Here is a 4,080-nt window from a genome sequence, read left to right as displayed (position 1 = left end):
CCGTAGAAAATCGCCTGAGAGAATTGTGGTCAATTTTGGATTTTCTCAATCCCAATTTTTTAGGAACTCAAACATTTTTCCAGCGTCGTTTTGCCCTTCCTATTGAAAAATACGGCGATCAAGAATCCCTGCATAATTTACGTTCCCTTGTCCGTCCCTTTATTTTACGGAGATTAAAAACCGATAAAAATATTATTGAAGATTTACCAGAAAAACAGGAAATGAATATTTTTTGTGGTTTATCGAAAGAACAGGGACAACTTTATCAACAATTAGTCGAGACAACGCTCCAGAAAATTGAAGAAATTCAAGGAATTCAGAAACATGGATTAATTTTAACCTTGCTAATGCAACTAAAACAAATTTGTAATCATCCCGCCCATTTTTTGAAAGAAAATAGTTTAGAAACCAGTCAAAGATCGGGAAAATTATTACGTTTAGAAGCCATGGTAGAGGAAGTGATAGCAGAAGGCGATCGAGCTTTAATTTTTACACAATTTGCCGAGTGGGGAAAACTCCTACAAACCCATCTCCAGAAAAAATTAGCCGAGGAAATATTATTTCTCTCCGGTTCTACCAAAGCAAAAGATCGGGTAGAAATGATCGAGCGCTTTCAAAATGATCCCCAAGGACCGAAGATTTTTATTCTCTCCCTCAAAGCAGGGGGAACAGGATTAAATCTAACCCGCGCTAATCACGTTTTTCATATCGATCGTTGGTGGAATCCGGCCGTAGAAAATCAGGCCACTGATCGCGCTTTCCGCATCGGACAAAAACGCAATGTTCAGGTACATAAATTCATCTGTACGGGAACCCTAGAGGAACGCATTAATGAGATGATCGAAAGCAAGAAACAATTAGCGGAACAAACCGTAGATGCTGGGGAAAATTGGTTAACCGAATTAGATACCGATCGCCTGCGAGATTTATTATTATTAGATCGATCGGCAATTATTGATGAAGAAGAAACCGATTAGAAGCGAACCACCTGATAAACCGTGGAACCATTCTCAAACAGGGGCCGATAGTAGATACCGCTGCAATTGTAATAAAGCGTATTGTCAGTCGTGATTGTCGTACAGCCGTCGGGAAGATAGGTGACAATCGCACCGATGGGAGGGGCCACCACCGTGTAGGAACTACCGCTAGGCTGAAGATAGATGCCGTCCGAGTAAATGTAGGAAGTAGAACCCACATAGACGGTATTGTAGTAGGGGGGGAGAGTAGCGATCGCTGAACCGATAACTAAGCCGGTGGTCAAACCCACCCAACCCCAACCCGGGGGGACGTAATAACCGCCACCGTACCAACCGCCACCACGCCAGTAACCGTTGCGATTATCGTCAATAAAGTTCTGACGGTTCTGTTGGCGATCGCTAACCTGCTGCTGCCGTTCACCCTGTCTTTCGGTGCGTTCCCCTTGACGGATATCGGTTCTTTCGCTGCGTTCACCCTGCCGGTTTTGTTGACCGGTTTGCCGTTCACCCTGTCTTTCGCTGCGTTCCCCTTGACGGGTATCGGTTCTTTCGCTGCGTTCACCCTGCCGGTTTTGTTGACCGGTTTGCCGTTCACCCTGTCTTTCCGTGCGTTCCCCTTGACGGTTTTGTTGACCGGTTTGCCGTTCACCCTGTCTTCCAGAAAAATCTCTAGAGGGTTGGGAACGATTACTAAAATTCCCTCGGTTTTGCAGATCACTACTGCGGTTAACCCGTGGGGAAGCTCCACCACCCCCACGACTACCACCACCACCGCCACGACTACCGCCACCACCGCCACCGCGAGCGTCCACATAATCCGTTACCAGTAAACTTGTACCCAAGAGGAGGGCGGCAAGAACACATAAGTTTTGACGTAAAGATCTTTTCATGGCCCGGACTCCTTGATTTTTTTATCTTCCCAGATTATTTTCTGCAAGCGTTCGACGGTTTCTGGTGCAAAAAAACGGGCGTTGCTGAATCAAGGTATGAATGCCAACTTTGCATCAGATGCAAAAGTTAGTTTGGCTCTAGGTTTTAAAAATACCAGAAAAGAAGATTCATATCTCAAATCAGCAACGCCTTAGAATGTATGTCACCAAACCTCCTCTCCCATTGGCCGTCCCCAATCCACTTCCGGCTCCGGTGATTCAACAACCTCAGCCAGTAGTTCTTCTAGGCTTAACTCAGGCAAGGCTTGAATTAGCTCAATTACTAGCTTTCCGTTTTCCACAGAACATTCAACAACGTCATTGGGATTGAGGTTTAGTGCTTCCACCGCATACTTGGGAATCCGAATCGCTAAAGAATTACCCCAGCGTCCAATCTGCGACTTCATGATCCCACCTCGAATTCGTTAGATATTCAAAGTATATCAAAACGCTGATTTAGGGGAATACCGACAAGCGATCGCATTTTATGAACGGCGTTTAAGGCTGGGATTGATTATCCCTAGGGGGTAGAAGTTCGATAGGGATCGACTCTGATCCCGGTTGGAAAGTGAAAGTATCGGCGGAGGTACTGGGATTAAAATTCCAGTCGGATAATATTGCCGTGTACTGGGGTGAACCGGGTAGAGTTTTATAGGTAATAATCGCTTTCCTCAGTAGGGGGGTGGCATCTTGCGTGACCCAGATTTGATAATCGCGATCGCTACCGATCAGCAGCAGGTGATACATAGGTTCGCGGTTGACCATGTCGTTGCCGATAAAAATAATTTGCTTGACATCGGCCATTAGATCTGCACAGGGATCGTTCGCCGCTAGATTTGACATGGGAATGGTGATCCCGTACCTTTGCTCTACTTGGTCTAAGGCTTCATCTAGAGTATTCGCTGCCGGTTTCGTGACGTATAGATCCCGTTCCAGATCCGCGAGGGTGAAGGTTTTACCGTCGTAAAAAAAGCGGGTAACTCGTTCATCCCCAGTGTAGTCCGAGCGCAGGCGATCGGGTTTCTCTACCCAGATGTTTTGATAGGCACTGTACTGAACTTTTGCCCCAGAGTCGAGTACATCGTCATAGGTGACATCCATATTGACAGTGAACCCTCGCTGTTTGATTAAATTAGCACAGAGTTGCTCGATCACCTGTTCCGCCGTTTTTGGGCGGATTTCCTGGGATAGAGTCGGTATTTCCGCCAAGACTCCTGCGGCAGTGACCCAAGGCAAAAGTAAAGAAAGAATCGGCATAAAGCGACGCATAATCATCTAATATTCCCCCAAGGCGCTGGATTGTTTTGGTTAACGACCATTGTGTAAACTGACTAAACGAGCGATAAAAACGGCGGGATAGAGAACTCCAGTCATTCCTTCTAAATTGGCTAGAACTCTAGCGACTTTACTGGTAGGAACTATATCACCGTAGCCAACCGTGGCCAGGGTAGTAAAGCTGAAATGAAGTAGATCCGCCTGGTTGACGGTTTTAGCGGCGGAGCTAAAGGAATCGGGTTCAAAAATCTGGACGATACTATAAGCGGATGCCCAGAAAAATCCTAGGAGAAAATAGACACAAATTCCCCCTTTGATGATATCGGATGTTACCTGTTCGGCGAGAATTAATTCTAGTAAAATCGAGTACACGCATAAACTAACAAAAGCTAGAGAAATTAATGTACTAGATAGCTCGAACCAACGGTTGAAATCGCTATAAATAGGGATAATCGTGCTGAATGCTCGCAGGAGGAGGGCAATCAAAAACAGACCGATATTAAATCTTAAAGCCAATTTACTTCGATCAATCTGATAGACGGCGATGATCAGAGAGAGGGAGAAGAAAAAGAAAATCAGCCAATCTCCCAGGGGTAGATATACTAAAAACGGGTAAATAATGTAGAGGGAGAGCAGATTTGCCAGCAGCCGATTGTATTTATTTTCTGTTGCCCGCATCAATTGACGGAATTTCATAGCAGCGAACCTTTAATTGGTAATATTTCCTCCTGCTAATTAATTTTAAGGCTATTTATCTCCTATCTTCTTTCTAAATTTTCTTGCTTGAATAAACAGCGAGTTTCTATCTATTAGCCTCTAGAAGACTATTATAGACGCTTGGCAACAGCGATCGCTATCAAAAAATGGCAAACTTAGACTTACAGATAGAACTTTTCGGT

At 44.9% G+C, this 4,080-nt stretch carries 5 protein-coding genes; 1 reads left to right on the top strand and 4 read right to left on the bottom strand.

Going from position 1 to position 4,080, the window contains the following annotated elements:
• On the top strand, positions 1 to 977 hold a 977-nt coding region (locus tag PX636_RS01420; RefSeq protein ID WP_288115993.1), incomplete at its 5' end, for a DEAD/DEAH box helicase.
• On the opposite strand, the gene PX636_RS01415 is transcribed toward PX636_RS01420, so the two are convergent.
• The 4 genes from PX636_RS01415 to PX636_RS01400 form a co-directional block, all read right to left on the bottom strand.
• Positions 974 to 1,867, bottom strand: coding sequence for a DUF6515 family protein (locus PX636_RS01415; protein ID WP_288115991.1), 894 nt, complete (start codon positions 1,865 to 1,867; stop codon positions 974 to 976). The genes PX636_RS01420 and PX636_RS01415 overlap by 4 nt on opposite strands.
• 203 nt (positions 1,868 to 2,070) lie before the next feature.
• Positions 2,071 to 2,313: an AbrB/MazE/SpoVT family DNA-binding domain-containing protein gene (locus PX636_RS01410; protein ID WP_002772118.1), complete on the bottom strand. Its 243-nt coding sequence runs from the start codon at positions 2,311 to 2,313 to the stop codon at positions 2,071 to 2,073.
• Positions 2,314 to 2,404: 91 nt separating this feature from the next.
• Positions 2,405 to 3,181, bottom strand: a complete 777-nt coding sequence (locus PX636_RS01405) for a DUF2092 domain-containing protein (RefSeq protein ID WP_288115989.1) — start codon at positions 3,179 to 3,181, stop codon at positions 2,405 to 2,407.
• A gap of 33 nt (positions 3,182 to 3,214) precedes the next feature.
• Positions 3,215 to 3,877, bottom strand: coding sequence for a potassium channel family protein (locus tag PX636_RS01400; protein ID WP_002760400.1), 663 nt, complete (start codon positions 3,875 to 3,877; stop codon positions 3,215 to 3,217).
• Positions 3,878 to 4,080 lie beyond the last annotated feature (203 nt).

This window comes from Microcystis sp. M53598_WE2 (assembly GCF_030067735.1).
Lineage (GTDB): Bacteria > Cyanobacteriota > Cyanobacteriia > Cyanobacteriales > Microcystaceae > Microcystis > Microcystis aeruginosa.
The sequence above is the reverse complement of the archived record's forward strand: the minus strand, read 5'-3'. Positions and strand labels throughout refer to the sequence as shown.